13 protein-coding genes are annotated in these 15,414 nt (G+C 52.8%); 4 read left to right on the forward strand and 9 right to left on the reverse strand.

Translation table 11 applies throughout. The annotated features are described in order from the left end of the window. Positions 1 to 232 precede the first annotated feature (232 nt). A complete protein-coding gene (locus X474_RS17325) occupies positions 233 to 820 on the forward strand; it encodes a DJ-1/PfpI family protein (RefSeq protein WP_044350706.1) in 588 nt (195 codons plus the stop codon). Positions 821 to 1,066: 246 nt separating this feature from the next. On the opposite strand, the gene X474_RS17330 is transcribed toward X474_RS17325, so the two are convergent. The 4 genes from X474_RS17330 to X474_RS17345 form a co-directional block, all read right to left on the reverse strand. Next, positions 1,067 to 3,328 (reverse strand): methyl-accepting chemotaxis protein, encoded by a 2,262-nt coding sequence (locus X474_RS17330; RefSeq protein WP_052515351.1) that lies wholly within the window; start codon positions 3,326 to 3,328, stop codon positions 1,067 to 1,069. A gap of 475 nt (positions 3,329 to 3,803) precedes the next feature. Continuing rightward, positions 3,804 to 4,976, reverse strand: a complete 1,173-nt coding sequence (locus X474_RS17335; RefSeq protein ID WP_052515352.1) for a class-III pyridoxal-phosphate-dependent aminotransferase — start codon at positions 4,974 to 4,976, stop codon at positions 3,804 to 3,806. A 182-nt stretch (positions 4,977 to 5,158) separates the two neighbouring features. Next, on the reverse strand, positions 5,159 to 6,472 hold the full coding sequence (locus X474_RS17340) for an acetyl-CoA hydrolase/transferase family protein (protein ID WP_052515353.1): 1,314 nt from the start codon (positions 6,470 to 6,472) through the stop codon (positions 5,159 to 5,161). 94 nt (positions 6,473 to 6,566) lie between these two features. After that, a complete protein-coding gene (locus X474_RS17345) occupies positions 6,567 to 7,184 on the reverse strand; it encodes a condensation domain-containing protein (RefSeq protein WP_044350707.1) in 618 nt (205 codons plus the stop codon). Between the two features lie 391 nt (positions 7,185 to 7,575). On the opposite strand from X474_RS17345, the gene X474_RS27075 reads away from it, so the two are divergent. Together X474_RS27075 and X474_RS17360 are read left to right on the forward strand one after the other, a co-directional pair. Beyond that, on the forward strand, positions 7,576 to 8,259 hold the full coding sequence (locus X474_RS27075; RefSeq protein WP_052515354.1) for a PAS and helix-turn-helix domain-containing protein: 684 nt from the start codon (positions 7,576 to 7,578) through the stop codon (positions 8,257 to 8,259). Between the two features lie 191 nt (positions 8,260 to 8,450). Further along, entirely contained in the window at positions 8,451 to 9,086 is a 636-nt protein-coding gene (locus X474_RS17360; RefSeq protein WP_044350710.1) for a class I SAM-dependent methyltransferase, read from the forward strand. Between the two features lie 15 nt (positions 9,087 to 9,101). Here X474_RS17360 and X474_RS17365 read toward each other — a convergent pair whose 3' ends face one another. The 5 genes from X474_RS17365 to X474_RS17385 are packed head-to-tail and all read right to left on the reverse strand — an operon-like array spanning position 9,102 to position 13,875. Continuing rightward, entirely contained in the window at positions 9,102 to 9,608 is a 507-nt protein-coding gene (locus X474_RS17365) for a DUF6125 family protein (protein ID WP_044350711.1), read from the reverse strand. 21 nt (positions 9,609 to 9,629) lie between these two features. Further along, a complete protein-coding gene (locus X474_RS17370) occupies positions 9,630 to 10,064 on the reverse strand; it encodes a VOC family protein (protein ID WP_044350712.1) in 435 nt (144 codons plus the stop codon). Then, positions 10,061 to 12,370 carry a xanthine dehydrogenase family protein molybdopterin-binding subunit gene (locus X474_RS17375; protein WP_044350714.1) on the reverse strand — a complete coding sequence of 770 codons (2,310 nt, stop codon included), beginning with the start codon at positions 12,368 to 12,370 and terminating at the stop codon, positions 10,061 to 10,063. The genes X474_RS17370 and X474_RS17375 overlap by 4 nt, the downstream gene beginning before the upstream one ends. Continuing rightward, on the reverse strand, positions 12,360 to 12,863 hold the full coding sequence (locus tag X474_RS17380) for a (2Fe-2S)-binding protein (protein ID WP_044350716.1): 504 nt from the start codon (positions 12,861 to 12,863) through the stop codon (positions 12,360 to 12,362). Before X474_RS17380 ends, X474_RS17375 begins: the two co-directional genes overlap by 11 nt. Continuing rightward, positions 12,853 to 13,875, reverse strand: a complete 1,023-nt coding sequence (locus X474_RS17385; RefSeq protein WP_052515355.1) for an FAD binding domain-containing protein — start codon at positions 13,873 to 13,875, stop codon at positions 12,853 to 12,855. The genes X474_RS17380 and X474_RS17385 overlap by 11 nt, the downstream gene beginning before the upstream one ends. Positions 13,876 to 14,197: 322 nt before the next feature. Between X474_RS17385 and X474_RS17390 the strand changes: the two genes are divergently transcribed. Next, a complete protein-coding gene (locus X474_RS17390) occupies positions 14,198 to 15,385 on the forward strand; it encodes a CaiB/BaiF CoA transferase family protein (protein ID WP_044350718.1) in 1,188 nt (395 codons plus the stop codon). The last annotated feature ends 29 nt before the right edge of the window (positions 15,386 to 15,414 follow it).

Here is a 15,414-nt window from a genome sequence, read left to right on the forward strand (position 1 = left end):
GTTTGACAACAACAGCTAGGCCGCCCAGCCCGGGGCCGTTTTTATGCGGGAAATTACATCCCCCCTATTTCTCATATTATCGGTCAAGCGCGGCGCATCAACAAAAACTCGTTTTTTGATAAAGATAAAACCGGTTTTTATCTGCTAAAATGATCGAATAAGTATTATTACATCTTAACCCAGTCAGCTCTGCAAAGCTTTAAATCCAATGCAGGCAAGCAGGGAGGTTTGCATGTCCGTAAAAAAAATACTCATGTTGGTAGGCGACTTTGTGGAAGACTATGAAGCCATGGTGCCTTATCAATGCCTGGTAATGGTGGGTCATGATGTGACAAAGGTTTGTCCGGACAAAGCCGCCGGTGATACGGTGAGAACCGCGGTGCATGATTTTGAGGGAGATCAGACCTATTCCGAAAAACCGGGTCACAATTTCCACTTAAACGGCACTTTTGATGATATTGACGAAAATGAATTCGATGCCCTGGTCATACCCGGAGGACGCTCGCCGGAGTATTTACGCTTAAACCCAAGGGTAATCGAAATTGTCCGGCATTTTGCCGAGAACCAAAAGCCCATTGCCGCCGTTTGCCATGGGCAGCAGATTCTGGTTGCGGCCAATGTGGTTTCGGGCCGCACCTGCACAGCCTATCCGGCAGTAATGCCGGATCTGGAAATGGCCGGAGCCACCTGGGAAGATCACAACGAAACCTTTACCAACGCTTGCGTGGATGGGAACCTCTGCACCGCTCCGGCCTGGCCCGCCCACCCCACATGGATGAGCAACTTTTTAAAAATCCTTGGCAGCACCATTGAACCTTGATCGCAAGGCATGGCCCCGCCGAATGACGGCCCGCCGAATTGCGAGGCTTTCTTAAGGCGCGTGGTTCGAGCCAGTCGGCAAAGCCCATTCTTTTGTCGACTGGCCCTCGCAAAGCTAAAAAACGTTGACCTATAAACTAAGGGGAGCCTTTGCGAAAAGGCTCCCTCTTATCAATGTGTGCATCCTATTATGTGGATAGCGGACGAACATCTGCTTGCCGACGCAGGTCGCCCGGCTGCCGGGGTGTCAGGCCCCGTCTCCTGACTGTCTGGTTTCTTCCAAAAGGAACTGGTCCTTTTGATCAGGCATTGATTCCTGATACTCTTCCGGTTCCTGATCCTGACTGACTAATTGCAGGTTGTGGCCCTTGTTACCATCCATGAGCTGATGAATACCTTCTATAACCTGGCCCAACTGTTCCACCTGGGCATTTAAAGTTTGAGCCACGGCGGAAGACTCCTCGGCTCCGGCGGCGTTTTGCTGGACCACCTGATCCATCTGCCCGGTTGCCTGTTTAACCTGTTCTATACCTTCAGCCTGTTCCTGGCTGGCTGATGCTATCTCACTAATGATCTGGGCGGTCTGAACCGATGAGGTGATAACCTCCTTGAATGCCTCTTTGGTCTTGTTCACCAGTTTGGAGCCGTCGTCAATCCGGGTGATGGTGGCATCAATAAGCTCCTGAGTGTTCCGGGCCGCCTCTGCCGCTCTTTGAGCCAGAGAACGCACCTCATCAGCCACCACGGCAAACCCCATTCCCGCCTCACCTGCCCGGGCAGCCTCCACCGCCGCGTTTAAAGCCAGAAGGTTGGTTTGGAAGGCAATCTCATCAATGGATTTCACTATCTTGGCAACTTCGCCACTGGACTCGGCCAGTGACTCCATGGAACCGGCCATCTCATTCATGCGCTTTTCGGCTTTTTCAATAACCACTTTATTTTTTTCGGTAAGCTGGTCTGCCTGGCCGGCATTCTCAGCAGTACTCCTGGTCATGGAAGCCATTTCTTCCAAAGAGGCGGAGGTCTGTTCCAAAGTGGCAGCCTGTTCGCTGGTTCCCTGAGCCAGGGAGTCTGAGGCTGCGGCGATATGCTCGGCCGCATTACCGACGTTCATGGCGCCCTCATCCAGATCCGCCAACACTTTTTTCAAGGAGCCGCTTATTCCGCCGGTAATCAACCAGGCAAGGGCCAATCCCAAGAGTATGGTGGATCCGGCCACCCCCAGCATGATGTTCTGGGCTTGCTTCATGTTGCTGTCCATAATCTTGCGGGCAATCTCTTTGGTGTTTTCCCATACTTTCTGGGCCTGGGTGGCGCTTTTAAGCATGGCCTTTTCAGCGGCGGCCTGGCTTGAGGTCGCCTCAACATAGCGCTCAAAGGCCTTGCCATATGAATCCGCAGCCTTGATCAAATTTTTAGCCTGGGCAATATCCGCATCGGAAATAAGCAAACTCTCCATTCTGGCGGACCTTTTTTTGATGCTCACTAATGCCTTGCGCAGTTTTTCCGCATTAGCAGTTTGGCCGGCTACGGCAAAATCTTTTCCCAACATGCGCATATTTAAAAAGTCAAGGGCAATGGCCTGGGCCATGGCAGCTGCGGTGCGTTGTTTACCCGTCTCCAACGTGGTCTGCTGGCGCACCACATTGACCACAATCAACTGCCCTTTCAGGTAAGACTCGATTGACTTTGTGACGGCCTTGGCCGCCTCAGCCGCCTTTTCGTCGTTCATAGCCTCGCTATTTTGCATGATCTCTGATTGCGCCTGTACATATGCCTCATGAAGTTCTTTGATCTTGCTAAGATTTTTTTTATCGATCTCTTTTTTTACCTTACTCAGGTTCCCGAATATCAGGCCCTTAAGCATAAGGTTCGGCGTTTCCCAGGCTTCAAAAGCCTTCTCCCTGGCCTCAACAGTGGTTTTAAGTTTCCACTCATTGGCCAGAAGACGGGCATTTAAGACACCCTGCAACATTTGGACGGCATCATCTGTTGCCGAGATCAAATCACGGATCTGGACATCGGATTTACTCTGGGAATCTTCCAAGGCGCCTTCCTGGTTTTTCCGGATGGCATCTGACACCTTCTGGGCTGCCTTGCCCGCCTGCTCCATTTCCATTTGGGCCTGGACCTTTTCACCGGCCAGCTTGAGGTAAATACGGAACTGATCCCTGTAGCCGGCAACCTTTTCACCCGCCGTCTTAAGCTGGTCCGCATCACCGCCCAAGTCCACTTCTTTTTCCGCCCTGGTGATGTTTTCCGATAAATTATCTATAATTTTCAGGAGCTTTTGAGCTTTTCCCTGAGACATGTGCCTCATGTATTCCTGCTCTGTAAAACGGGCTTCCACTATCTGAGTCGCCATAAGCTGAATGGCCCTGCTGTCGTTGACAGCTCGGCCAACGGAGTCCAACCCGGAATAGCCCACAAAAGCTGTCACAACCAAAAGGATCAGCACAACTGCGAATCCGCCCAAAATTTTCCAAGACAGCTTCAAACTAGAAAACATAGACCGCTCCTTGTCTGCAACCTGGATGGATTTCCGTCCGAAAAGGGAAAATCTGATAGTATAGGCGGCTAAGCTGAACCAAAATCATCCCCCCCTTTTAAAAGCTACCAATTTATTAGACAAATAAAATCAACTATATCTTATCTGTAAAACTAAAACAAAATCAGTTTCCCTATCTGAGCAAAAAAAAAGTTAACGTAACCCATATCACATTTTATTAAATAATGACCAGTAGTTTTTGAAAGGAACCCAATTTAAAAACCTAGTTTAATGATTCAATTTTATATGTTAATTCGTGCAAACCAATTTTATAAAATATACTACAGCCAACTGAAACAGGTATAAATGAGATGTAATCATCCCCAGATCATCCGACTACCACGGCATTTTTAAGAACAAGCAAAACCAAAGCCGCGACTCCAACAACCAGAGGAGCCGCGGCTTTTTTGATTTATTTTTATGAAGGTTGCCTCTATCAAAACTCAAGCATAACCTGGTACACAGCTTCAGTTGTCTGCGCAAGGTCTTGTTTGTCAATAGTCAACGCCGGTAAAAATCTGATCGCATTCGCCCCCGGGCTGTAACCGCAAATAATCTTTCTCTTTATAAGGCCTTCGAACAAACGTTCGGCCATATTTACAGATTGTTCTTCCCCAAGCTCAATTGCCAGCATCAGCCCTTTACCGCGAATTTCTTTAAATTGAGAAAATCCTTCCAGCGCTCGCTTCAGGTCGGCGCCCCAAAACTCGCCCAGTCGCCCTGCCCTTTCAACAAGGTTCAGCCTTTTCATTTCCTCAATTACAATACAGGCCACCACGCATCCCAAAGGATCATTTTGATGGGACTGGGCATGACGAAACCCGCTGGACTGAAGCACTTCAGCCACTTTGCTCTCAACAGCCACACAACTGACCGGATACCCGTTGCCCAGCCCCTTGCCCAGGCAGACGATATCGGGCCTGATGCCATAATGCTCATACCCAAACCAACGGCCTGTGCGGCCCATTCCAGTTGTGACCTCGTCCAGCACTACCAGGCCCCCGACTCGACGAATCAAATCGGTGACAGCCTGAATCATCCTTTCAGGGAAAAAACGGACTTGCCCCAAACCTGAACCCGGCTCCAAAACAAAAGCGGCGATTTCGGAAAAATCTTGATCCCGAAGCACATCGCATTCCGTGCAATTATCAGGGTCGGCACATTTGAGGCACTTGGCAGCATCCAGGTTGAGCCAAGAGGCGGTTTCCCTGTTTCCGGCCCGGCCATAGGCTCCCAGATAGGTTTGTTTCAAGGCCACAAACCTGTGCCGCCCGGTAGCCAAGGCCGCGGCTTTTATCCCGAACTCCACAGCCTCTGACCCGGAACTTAAAAAAACAGCCTTGCCTTGGGGCATCCGGGTTAACTCAAGGACCATGGCGGAGGCCTTCTGCGCCAGGGGATTGTCAAACCTGATTCCCAGGTTGGCCAAAGAGGTGTATTGCTCTTTCAAGGCTGCGGCTATTTTCTCATGGCCATGCCCCAGGGCAGTGCACCAGATACCGGCCTCCAGATCCAGATAGCGCTCACCGCCTGCGGTGTAAAGATTCGCATTCCGTCCTTTTACAAACTCAAGATCATTGTGCGGATGGCAAAGCAAAAGACTGTTCATACCCCCACCTTTGCTGAAGCCTCAAAAAACGGTTCAGCCATGCTAACCCGTCCGGTTTTGGCCGGTCAACCGACAAAGCCAAAGGCATAGCCGAACGGCTAAGGCCCATAGGCCTTAGCCGTTTGTTTTTCTTATTAATTTAAAGAACAAAACCTGCAAAGAAGTCAGGAACCGAAAACAGCCTAAAGCAGCATCATATCCTCAGCCGCCCGCAAAAGACCGGTTCTAAACTTGGGATGGGCCAGATCTATTACGGCAAGCGCCCGATCCCTGGCGCACATGCCTTTCAAATTGGCTTTGCCATACTCAGTCACCAGCCAATGGGTGTCCATCCTGGGAGTGCTGACCATGGCGCCGCTTTCCAGCCGGGGCACAATTCTTGAGATGCTTCCTTTTCTGGCTGTGGAGGTAAAGGCCAATATGGACTTACCCCCCGGAGCATCATAAGCGCCACGCACAAAATCCAACTGCCCCCCGGTTCCGCTGAATTGATGGCCGCGCATGAACTCGGAATTGCACTGACCCAAAAGGTCGACCTCGATTATGGAGTTAATGGAGATCATATCCCGGTTCTTAGCTATTACAGCGGGATGATTAACATAATCCACCCCATAACTCTCCATGGCCGGGTTGTCATCCATGAAGTCGAACATCTCCTGGTCTCCCTGGGCCACGGTGAATACGTGTTTTTCTGGATGCAGAGTTTTCTTTGAACCGTTTACCACGCCCTTTTGAATCAGTTTGGCCATGCCGGGGCCAAAGACCTCGGTGTGTATACCCAGGTCTTTGTGGCTGCCTAAATAATCGGCCACCGCATTGGGCAAGCCTCCCACTCCCAACTGTAAGGTTGCCCCATCCGGCACCATTTCCGCTATGGCGCCGCCGATTGCCTTGAACTCCTCTTTTGGTGATGCGGCGGGCATCTCTTGCAAGGGCACATGGTTTTCGCAAATGGCGTGGACCTCGGAAACATGCACCGCAGAACGGCCAAATACCCGGGGCATGTTTTTGTTTACCTCAACCAAAAGCAGTCTGGCCTTGCGCGCGGCAGTGGAGGTGAAATCATTGGCCGTGCCCAAAGACATGTATCCCGCTTTGTCCATGGGTGAAACAGTGGTGACGCAAACCTCCACATCCATATTTTGGGTTATCAATCTGGGAACCTGGTGAAAATGATTGGGGATGTACTGACTTAACCCGACACTGACCAGGCCTCGATCGCCGGAGCTCACAAAGGCGGTGAAACTTTCCACGCAATCGCAAAGTTCAGGGATCAAAAGACTGTTGCAGGCATGGGCCAACGGAAGCAGGGAAAACACCTTGAGTTTCTTAAGGTCACCGTTTTTCAGCCTGCGGGCCACTGCGTTTAAAAGGCCGGGCGGTTCGGCCGTGGTCAGGGCGTGAATTAATAGGCCGTTATCCCTGATGGAGGATACAGCCTGGTCAAAGGTTGCAAGTTTCTCTTGGTAAAGATCCAGATACCTGTTGTGCTCCATGCCAACCCCGTGCGTTTTAAAGGTGTTTGAATTTCGCGCTCAAAACTCCGGCGAGTAATTTTATAACCAATTCTGCTACGCCCGCTTAAGGAGATCAATCGACAGAAAAGCCGTTAGAATCCTTATCAAAATCATTATCCCCCAGCCAAAAGGAACCGGACTTGGGCATCATGGCCACAGTCTCTAAAAGATAATCCGGGCGGATCTTATTTTCCCAGCCGGGCATGCCCCCCTGCCAGACATAATCAAATAACCGCCTCACCTCTTTTTGATCAAAATGATAACCGCAAAAATTCAGGCAAGGACCGGAATCCGTTTCAAAAGCAGCCAGGGTCAAATCCCTTGCTTCACCGTAACCGGCGATACTCAAGGTGACAAGCTTATTAGTGGCCTTGCCTTCGCTCTTCTGAAAAAACTCAGCCCTGTCTTGCGGAAAGGGCCAACGGCGGTAAAGATCGCCTAGAAATCCATGCCTGGATATCCCGGCTATTGCTCCATGCAATTCACCCATATCCAAAGAGTATTCTATGACCCACCCTCTTAAAAGTTCTTCAAAAGGATCTCCGGCTTGGACCAAGGCCAATCTTTTGATCAGCTCGCAAAAATCTCTGGCAAAGAAAAAACAGTTGTTCAGTAAAAGCATCTGAACTTCAATGTGGAAAAAGCCAAAGGCAACCCTGCCCGAATTTTGAGAACTAAAGCCAAGAGGCATGGATCCCTCCAATCATTTCCCAAATGATCTAAAACAAAAACTTTAACCTGACAACCCCAAAGGGACCGTTTCCCAACCATGGAAACCGGCGTTCCAATATTTTGAGGTTCAGCGCCTTTGTTCTCTGTGAAAACCACTGACTGACCCTGGTTGGCCAAGCGTATATATGTTTTTCATTATAGGCGAGCCCTGAGAAAGATTGATAAAAAGATTAAATAAAAGAATCTTGGTTTTTATCTCAAGAAACAATTTTTTAACCCAAAAACCCACACTCAGGTAATCATTTTTTAGATTTCTGGACAAGTTGTGTCAGGTAGGCTAAAATTTTTCTGCCAAAAGTTCTTTGCTTTGCATGCCATCCCTTTAACAGGGTTCGGGCCAAGGAGCCGTCATGTTGGCAGCCAAATCAGAATCCAGCCAGGCCAGACCCACCCTGGAAAGCCTCATGCCCATGGCCATTCTCACCAGCATTCAAGCGCCGGTGCATGTAATCGACCGTCATTTCAATCTTATCTGGTCAAATGGCTTTACAGGGGGCAAACCGGAATACAGGCCGGGAAAAATAGTGGGCAAAAAATGTCACAAAGCCCTTTTGGGCAGAGACCACCCCTGCCCCGACTGCCCGGTGGTGGATGTTTTTTATACCGGGCATCACCAGGTGCGGGAAAAACTCTTCACGGAAATCAACCCCACCGCCCATTGGAGAGAGGTGCATTCATTTCCCATAAAGGATCATAAAGGCCGCACCCTTTATGCGGTGAAGATAGGTTTTGACATCACCAGTCAGAAACAGGCCCATGCCCGCATGGAGAGGTACATGTATTCTTTGGAAAAAAGCCTGGGGGACTCTTCGGATCGAGGCATTGCTCCCCCCGGGGGAACCTTTGGGCTCACCCCTAGGGAGCTGGAGGTGCTAAAGCTTTTGGCCAAAGGATTCACCAGGGAAAACATTGCCCAAATACTGGGAATAAGCCCCAACACGGTAAAGACCCATGTTGTGCATGTTTACGACAAACTGGATGTGAGTGACCGGGCCCAGGCGGCTGTTATGGCCACTCGCCTGGAAATTATCTGACTTTGGCAAAAACCAGCATGTCCTTTTTTCATCCAAGCACAACCACATTCCGTTCTGCGCCTTTATAGCCAGGTAAATAACCCGGCCAAGTGGGTATTTCTATTTATTGACTATCACATACAATTTAAATACCATGGCGATATTCGGGATTTGTTCTGAAAAAATTTCAAAACACTTTTCAGGATTATTCCATGCAAGCCAAGGAACGAACTCTCTATCCAGGCATAGGGTCTTACCTGCTAAACCAGGCTCTCTTGCCGCTGAAGCTTGCCGTACCCCAACCCATTATCCAAAAAATACCGTTTTTAACCACCAACCAGGAGATACGCCTGGGCCTGGTTCTAAGCCAGGTAAAGGGAAATCTTCTGGATATTGGTTGCGCTGAAAACAAGCTGGTGGCCATGTACCGGGAAAAAGGCGGTCAGGGCCTGGGTGTGGACGTACATCCCTGGCCCGGAGCCGACCAAGTGGTTGCGGACACTTCCAAGCTGGCTTTTGCAGACGGGAATTTTGAAACCATAACCCTGGTGGCCTGCCTTAATCACATTCCCAACCGCGAAGACGTGCTGAAAGAAGCGGCAAGGCTTCTTTCAGACCAGGGCAGACTGATCCTGACCAACCTCACCCCTTTTATCTCCCGCTTATGGCATGCCTTTGCCTTTTGGGATGCAGACCAGGACGATCGGGGCATGAAGCCGGGCGAGGTCTGGGGTCTCACCGACTCGGAACTGAGTTCCATGCTGGCTCATGCCGGACTTAAGATAGAGCTCAAAAAACCTTTCAGCTGGGGCCTGAACCAGCTCTACATATGCAAAAAAAGCTTTTGATTAGGAGTCGACAACCTATTGATCCGCCATACTAAAACGCCATCTGCAATGCATATCCGGCGGGTGTTCATCCGGCGGGGCAAAGATGCACTCCACCTTGATTCCCGGGTCTATCTCATGGGCAAACCCCTCGAACTCGGCCTGATGCATGGCCTTGCAGGGGTATTCACCCAGGCCGTGCTTGACCCTGCCGTCCTGGGCCGGGCAACAGGGCACCTCCAAGACCAGCTCATCTTCGCCTTGTCTGAACTCATAGCCCACCAGATAGGCCCAGGGGAACATGAGCTGAGCCTTTAAAAAACCCTTGAGCCCCTTTTCCCCGAGATTGAACCGCTCTTTCAGGTCCCTGGCCGCCAGGGCCGAGACCTTTCCCCAGACCAGCTCATTCACCAGGCAGGCCTCATCCAGGCCATGGCGGTTTTCCAGATTTATGAACCAGAAGGCGTCCATGGTCCTGTAATTCATCATTAGAAAATCCAGATACTTGACCAGGTCTTCCTTGGGCCAGTCCGCGAAATTCATATCCCGCCTTTCCATGGTGTTTCAAGTGGAGGGGTCATCATAGCTGTAGTCAAAATCACCATCAATGATCTCGGTCAAAACGCCCGAGGTATAGGAAGGGGCGGCTATAAAGGCGTAGTTGTTGCCCATCAGCCTTCTGGGCTTTTTATCCAAAAGCGGCGCCCCCTTTTCTCCCAGGGCCTCCAGGGTGGCCTTGACATCGCTGACCCGGTAGGAAATCAAGAAAACGCCCTCCCCTTTTTTCTCCAGAAATCGGGCCACCTCGCAGTCCGTGGTCATGGGCTCCATCAGCTCCAGGGCCACCTCGCCCAAATAATAACGCACCACCCGTATGGATTCCGAAGGGGCCTCATAGACCCCATCCGGTTTGAAACCCAACACTTCTTCATACCTGGCCCTGGCCCGGGCCAAATCGCGCACTGCAATGCATATATGGTCAACCGCCTTGGGCTTCATGGCTTGCCTCCTTTTGAATCTCCGTAAGCCGCCTTTTTCTGAGCAAGGGCATTTAGCACCCGGTCCGGGGTAAGGGGATACTCCATCACCGGCCAGCCAATGGCATTGGAGACCGCCCCGGCCAGGGCCTGGGCCGCGCTCATGGCCACACTCATCCCGGCCTCCTTGGCCCCAAAGGGTCCGGTGGGGTCAATGGATTCCACTATAACATTCTCCATGGGCGGCACGTCCAAAGGCAGGGCCACCTTGTAATCCAAAAAACCAGGGTTCAGGCACAAGCCTTCCTTGGTCCAGAGATGCTCTTCCTTCATCATGCCGCTTGATCCGCCCATCACGGCCCCGCCCTCAAACTGCCCCTCCACCAGCATGGGGTTTAAGGCCTTGCCGCAATCCTGGCTCAAGACCATATTCAAAATATCGACCTCGCCGGTTTCCGGGTCCACCTTCACCTCGGCTATGGTGGCGCCGAAGCTGAATGTTTCGCTGAGCTGGCCCTGGGGATTTTTCAGCCACTCCCTTCTGTGATCAACCTTGGAGGCAAACGATCCCCGGCCGATTATATTGTTGCCTTTTAAAAGGGCCATGCGGATCACCTTGGCCAGGGGCAGGGCCTTATCCGGCGCGCCCGCCACATAGATGCTCCGATCCTTGGCCACCAGGTCCCTGGTGTGAGCCTCCAGGGCCTGGGCAGCCTCCTCGAAAATCTGGTCCCTGGCATCGGTTGCGGCCAATAACACGGCATTGCCCCCGGTAAAGGTGGCCTGCATGGAGTAAGCCCCCGGATCATTGGGAGTTGCCTCGGTGTCGGCGCTGATAAGCTGTATATCCCGGGGATCAAGCCCCAGAATCTCGGCGGCTATCTGCACCAGCATGTTGTCATTGCCCTGCCCGTTATCCACCACCCCGCTTATCAGGGTGGCCCCGCCGTCTTCATTGAACTTGATAATCGCCGCGGAACCGCCCCTGATCCCCAGGGGAAAGCCGGTCTGCACACTGTTGGTGCCCAGGCCAATGCCATGATATGCGGGAAGCTTGCCGTATTTCTCCCGCCAGCCCGCCTTTTCGGCAGACTGTTCTATGCATTGGCTCAATCTGCAGGACTGCACATAACTGCCGGTGGGCGTGGTTTCGCCTGCCTGACGGGCGTTTCTGAGCCTCAACTCCAGGGGGTCCAGGCCCAGTTCCTCTGCCATGATATCGAGCTGCAGATCCACCCCGGTGGCCCAGGCCCGGCCGTGCACCCGATACATGCCGCCTATGGGCTTATTGGTGTAGACCCGGTAGCCGTTATAGCGCACCGCAGGCAGGCGGTAGCATTGTTCATGGCACAAAAAGGGCACACTGGTGGCTATGGGTCCGGTGCTGGAATAGGCCCCGCCGTCCATGTAACAGGTCACGTCCCTGGCCAGAACCCGGCCCTGTTTATCCATGCCGGTCTTGACTATGGTGTACATGCCGTGGCCCTTTCTGGTGGCCAGGCTGTTCTCCTCCCTGGTAAAGCAAAGCCTCACCGGCCTGTCGGACTCCAGGCTCAAAAGGGCGGTGATAAACTCGGCCGGGAAAACATCGCTCCTGCCGCCAAAGGCCCCGCCGATATAGCTTTTGCGCACAATCACCTTGTTCAGGGGCATCTTGAGGGCATTGGCGAGCGCCTTGGCCTTTTGGTGGGGAGCCGCGTTCGGCATCCACAATTCCAAGGAACCGTCCTGCCTGGGATTGGCCACCGCGGCATAGGGTTCAGTCATAAAATAAGAATCTTCCGGCGCGGTGAAGGTGTCCTCCCTCACCAGATAACTCCCGGCAAACCCCTCTTCCACTTCCCCCGCCTCGATGGCCACATGAACGTTGATATTGCCGGGATGGTCTTCATGCAAAAGCGGGGCGTCCGGGGCCATGGCGTCCCAGACATTGAACACGGCGGGCAGGGGCTCATAATCCACCTTGATCAGGGATGCGGCCTCCTGGGCTATCTCCAGGGTGTCCGCGGCCACGGCGGCCACGCCTTCGCCCACATAACGCACCCGTTCCTGGGGCAAGAGCTTCTGGTCCCTGGTATAGCGGAACACACCCCACTTGACGCCAGCGGTGTTCATGCCGCTCACCACGGCCCTGACTCCGGGCAGGGCCTCGGCCTTTTGAGTGTCAATGGACTTGATCCTGGCATGGGCATAGGGTGAACGAAGCACCTTGGCCTGCAACATGCCGGGCAGGGAGATGTCGCCGGTGAATATGGCCCTGCCGGTGGCCTTGGCCTCTGAGTCCACCCTGGGCATGCGGCTTCCGATCAGGCTCTGTTCAACTGGCATGACTGGACTCCTTTTGCTCTTGTAACTTCAAGGCGGCAAAGGTTATGGCCTCCACTATCTTGGCATAGCCGGTGCAGCGGCAGATGTGCCCGCCCAATTGGGTCCTTATTTCCGTTTCAGAAGGGTTTTCCTTTTGCTGTAAAAAATGGTGGGCCGAAATCAACATACCCGGTGTGCAAAACCCGCATTGAATAGCGCCCTTTTCAATAAAGGCCTCTTGCAGGTCACTTAAGCCCCGCCTTTTGCCCAATCCCTCAACCGTGACCACGGGCCTGGCCTCGGCTTCCAGGGCAAGGGTGAGGCAGGCCCTTCTGGGAAGGCCGTCCACCAAAACGGTGCAGGCCCCGCAAGCCCCTTCGCCACACCCCTCCTTCACTCCGGTAAGCCCAAGTTTCTCGCGCAAAACCTCAAGCAGGGTCTGGTTCGGCAAGACCTTCACCTTTTCCGTAGAGCCATTAACCCTAAGCTCCATCTCCACTGCTTCAGGCTGCATGGGCACCCCCTTTTTCGACCCGGCCCAAGGCCTTGTTCAGGGCCCTTAAGGCGCAGACCCTTAACATTTTTTTGCGCCAATCAAGATCAACACCCAGGTTATCGATCAGAAAAACCTCGCCATGCCTGGCCACCAGGTCTGCTGCACGGTCAAGGTTGTCTTGCTCCGGCGGTTTGCCCACCAGGGTCTGGGTGGCCTCTTTCATTATCAGGGGAGCGGCAAATACCGAACCCAGCACAAGGTTGGCCTTTTTAACCAGGCCGTCTTGCACAACCAGATTGACACCCGCGCTCAACAAGGCGAAATCAATACTTTTTCTGGAAGCCATTTTGAAATAGGCATTTCCCGAGCCGGGCACGGGCAGATCCAGGTAAACCCCTTGCACCAGTTCATCCGGCTCCAGGGCAAAGGGGGTCTCGCCCTTGCCCGTATAAAACTCATGCCAGGGGAGCAGCCGGGAGCCTGATTTGTCTGCCAGTTCAAAACCGCCGTCCAAGGCGGCCAGCATGATGGCTCCGTCCGAGGCGCAGACAGAACGACAGCGGTCCGCGCTCTCCCCGCCGGGATGGCAGACTTCACCCCCGTTTTTAAAGCAGGGAGCCAGGGCGCTGCGCCAGAACTCGCTCTGATTGAAATAATTACAACGGGTCTCCAGACACAGGTTGCCCGATAAGGTTCCCACCCTATGCTGCAAGGTGGGTGCGCCGATGGAGGCCAAAGCCTCGGCCAGACCAGGGAAAGGCTCTTTAAGCAAAGGGTCTTTGGCCACCATATCCAGGCTGCTCAATCCGCCTATGTAAAGCTTTTTGCCACGCTTCTGCACCCCGCTGAGTTCGGGGACCAATTTTTTGAGGCTTATCACCACCTCGGGTTTGGCCAGACCCTGCCGGGCGCGAAGTACAAGATCAGTCCCTCCGGCCAGCCACATGGACCTTTCCTGATGCTGGGCCTTAAGGGCCAGGGCGTGATCCAGATTCACGGGAGCCACGTATTTAAAACCGGGAAGCGGCATGATCATCTCCCTCAATAATTTTATTGTTTCCGGGAAAACCGCCTTTGGACCAGGGGTGAAATCATCTTAACAGAGTTAATACTACTAATCCGATATTTTTAGGGGTTAAGGGTTGACACGGGAAATTCAAGCTTTCTATAATCTGCATACTGTATACAGGATACAGCGCAAAGCCAATATAACCCGTAGGAGTTATGGGAGTCAACCGGACGGAAAGACTCGGACCAAAAAACCTGATTACTCATGTATTAACAAGGCTTTCAAAACTCAAAGCGGAAAGTTAACCCAAAGCCCCAACCCAGCCAACAGGCGAGGCTTATATATGACATCCCTAAACGGCCTTACGGTTCTGAGCATGGAACAAGCCACTGTGCTGCCCTACTTCACCTATCGCCTGGTCCAGGAAGGGGCCAGGGTCATTCGCATGGAACACCCAAAATACGGAGACCCCAACCGAAAAGTGGGGCTTTCCATGCCCGGCGAAGAGGGCATGAACCGTTATTTTTTATGCATAAACGCGGGCAAGGAGGCCATCACCCTTAACCTGGCCGAAAAAGAGGGCAAAGGCCTCCTGGCCAGGCTTTTGCTGGAGCTTGAGGTTGATGTCTTCTGCACCAACCAGCTCCCTTCAAGCTACGCCAAGCTGGGGATCGAGCCAAAGACCTTAAGAGAAATCAAACCGGATCTTATCTGGCTGGGGGTGTCTGGTTTTGGGCCGGATCACACCGAGGCGGCCTATGACCCCATTCTCCAGGCCAGGGGCGGCCTTATGGAACTCACCGGCCAGGCAGGAGGCGAACCCCAGGTGCTGGGCATTCCCCTGCCGGATATGGGAACCAGTGAACATGCCTTTGGCCAGATCATGAAGGCCCTTTACCTAAGGGAAAAGACCGGGGCCGGAGATGAGATCCACCTCTCCATGTTCGCTTCCACGGTGAGCTGGCTCACAGTGCCGATCACCCTTAACAAAACATTTGGCCAGACCATCACCAGAAGGGGCAACACCCACCAGTTCTTTGCCCCGGTGAGCGTGTTTCCCACCAAAGACGGTTTTATCTACCTGGCCGTGGGCAATGACCGCCAGTTCGCGGCCATGGTTGAACTTAAGGAGTTTGCGGAGCTTGCCAGGCCGGAATACCAGACCAACCAGGGCCGTATAGAAGACGTAAAAAAACTGAACCGGGAGTTGGCCCGGCTCACTTCCCGGCTCAGCTCGGACAAGGTGGTTGAGCTGCTGAAAAGCATCAAGCTTCCGGTCTCCAAGATACAGACCGTTAAACAGGTGGTGGCGGATCCCTTGATAAATCCCACCCTGCTAAATAGCAAAGATCCGGTGACAGGCCTGGAGCTGACCCTGGCCCCGCCGCCGATATGGACCTCTTATCTGAAGGAGCGACAAGGAGCCTTGAGCTTCCCCCCCAGAAAGGGCGAACACAACCGCTCCGTGTACTCATCTCTGGGCCTTAAAAACGGCCGACTTGATGAGCTGGCAAGTAACGGCGTTATATGAACCACCCGAATTCCCTCTCCAAGATAAGA

The sequence above is a fragment of the Dethiosulfatarculus sandiegensis genome (assembly GCF_000931935.2).
GTDB classification, from domain to species: Bacteria; Desulfobacterota; Desulfarculia; order Desulfarculales; family Desulfarculaceae; genus Dethiosulfatarculus; species Dethiosulfatarculus sandiegensis.

What these genes read in the sequence shown, in the direction of transcription:
- X474_RS17325 (WP_044350706.1), top strand. Translation starts at nt 233, where the DNA reads ATGTCCGTAAAAAAAATACTCATGTTGGTAGGCGACTTTGTGGAAGAC.
- X474_RS17330 (WP_052515351.1), bottom strand. Translation starts at nt 3,328, where the DNA reads ATGTTTTCTAGTTTGAAGCTGTCTTGGAAAATTTTGGGCGGATTCGCA.
- X474_RS17335 (WP_052515352.1), bottom strand. Translation starts at nt 4,976, where the DNA reads ATGAACAGTCTTTTGCTTTGCCATCCGCACAATGATCTTGAGTTTGTA.
- X474_RS17340 (WP_052515353.1), bottom strand. Translation starts at nt 6,472, where the DNA reads ATGGAGCACAACAGGTATCTGGATCTTTACCAAGAGAAACTTGCAACC.
- X474_RS17345 (WP_044350707.1), bottom strand. Translation starts at nt 7,184, where the DNA reads ATGCCTCTTGGCTTTAGTTCTCAAAATTCGGGCAGGGTTGCCTTTGGC.
- X474_RS27075 (WP_052515354.1), top strand. Translation starts at nt 7,576, where the DNA reads ATGTTGGCAGCCAAATCAGAATCCAGCCAGGCCAGACCCACCCTGGAA.
- X474_RS17360 (WP_044350710.1), top strand. Translation starts at nt 8,451, where the DNA reads ATGCAAGCCAAGGAACGAACTCTCTATCCAGGCATAGGGTCTTACCTG.
- X474_RS17365 (WP_044350711.1), bottom strand. Translation starts at nt 9,608, where the DNA reads ATGAATTTCGCGGACTGGCCCAAGGAAGACCTGGTCAAGTATCTGGAT.
- X474_RS17370 (WP_044350712.1), bottom strand. Translation starts at nt 10,064, where the DNA reads ATGAAGCCCAAGGCGGTTGACCATATATGCATTGCAGTGCGCGATTTG.
- X474_RS17375 (WP_044350714.1), bottom strand. Translation starts at nt 12,370, where the DNA reads ATGCCAGTTGAACAGAGCCTGATCGGAAGCCGCATGCCCAGGGTGGAC.
- X474_RS17380 (WP_044350716.1), bottom strand. Translation starts at nt 12,863, where the DNA reads ATGCAGCCTGAAGCAGTGGAGATGGAGCTTAGGGTTAATGGCTCTACG.
- X474_RS17385 (WP_052515355.1), bottom strand. Translation starts at nt 13,875, where the DNA reads ATGCCGCTTCCCGGTTTTAAATACGTGGCTCCCGTGAATCTGGATCAC.
- X474_RS17390 (WP_044350718.1), top strand. Translation starts at nt 14,198, where the DNA reads ATGACATCCCTAAACGGCCTTACGGTTCTGAGCATGGAACAAGCCACT.